Source organism: Gammaproteobacteria bacterium (genome assembly GCA_003696665.1).
In the GTDB taxonomy this organism is placed as follows: domain Bacteria; phylum Pseudomonadota; class Gammaproteobacteria; order Enterobacterales.
This window is the reverse complement of record RFGJ01000353.1, coordinates 1-1229: the sequence shown is the minus strand read 5'-3', so window position 1 is coordinate 1229 and position 1229 is coordinate 1. Positions and strand designations below refer to the sequence as shown.

Here is a 1229-nt window from a genome sequence, read left to right as displayed (position 1 = left end):
CGTCGCACAAGTTCTGGTCGAGGTGGAAGTAGGTGTAGCTCATGTCGATGTCGAAGCACGAAGTGGCCTGCGGCTCGGGCAACACGACGGAGTTCATGTCCTCGACGCAGGTGGTCACCACGTCGTCGGGGCAGCTCACCTGCAGGATGTCGTTGCCGGGTACGGCCGTCACGAACCCCCAGCACGCGCTGCCGGTCAGCGGGTCAGTGATTTTGACCCCCCAGTTGCTGGCGGTGATGGGCAAGACCGTGCCCTGATACGTGACGCCCTCGTACAGCTCGACGACGTAGATGTCGGGGCACTTGTAGTCGCCTTCGAGGATCATGTCGGCCGTGATGGGGCGCTCGCACACGCCGTCGAAGACGACATTCGTCGTGTTGCGGCAAAACAAGGTGTTATAGGCCGGGTCATGGTCGATGAACAGCTCGAACACACATTGCAGCGCGATGCTGTCGGGCGTGAGCACCGTGAGTGTGGCCGGGTAGGTGCCGGCCCCCAGCATGGCTCCCTCGGGCGGGAAATAGCTCACTTCGAGATAGGGGCCCGTATAGGACCACACGAGTGAGTCGTAGTTGACGGGCATCTCGCATGCGCCTGCCGGCAAATAGAGCTGATGGCTGACAGGACATTGGAGGGTTTGAGCCGGTAGCGGGGAAAAAGAACAGATGAGGCCGATGAGCATCAGCCACAGGTGCGTGGGACGATACATGGGCGTAAACGGTTTTGGGTTTGTAATCAGGTTGTGTTTATCCGAACCCCACGAAACACAATAGACAGCGCCGAAAACAAGATTTGTACAAAAATACCCCGCCACCCCGCCGCGCACAATACCCATAATGGGTTATTTTCCAGAGCGATATATGCACGCTTGCCGTGACGGAGTAAATTTTCATCGTCTGTCGTCCCATCGAATTTTTCACCAGGCTTACCTTTCCCGCAGCATGTATGCCGTTTTTTCTTCCACAGAGTTTCACAGAGTGCACACAGAGTTCCACCGAGTTTGGGGGAATCGGGTGAATCGGTGGAACCGGTAGAATGAGTTCCCTGAAAAAAGTGGTTGAGGGTTGAGCGTTGAGGGTTGAGGGTTTGAGTTTAAAGTTTAGAGTTCAGTGTTTAAAGCTGGTTTTCAGTGTTATCGTGAGTGTAACTTGTGTGTCCATCGTCTATCGACTTTTGACATCAGGCTCAGAATGGGTTCCTCCAATCCTCTTTGTTTTGGGTATAACTTG

The 1229-nt window shown here is 54.8% G+C and carries 1 protein-coding gene; it reads right to left on the bottom strand.

What is annotated here, in order from left to right; genetic code table 11:
• Positions 1–835 (bottom strand): hypothetical protein (locus D6694_09325; protein ID RMH41169.1); only part of this gene is annotated, 835 nt, incomplete at its 3' end.
• Positions 836–1229 lie beyond the last annotated feature (394 nt).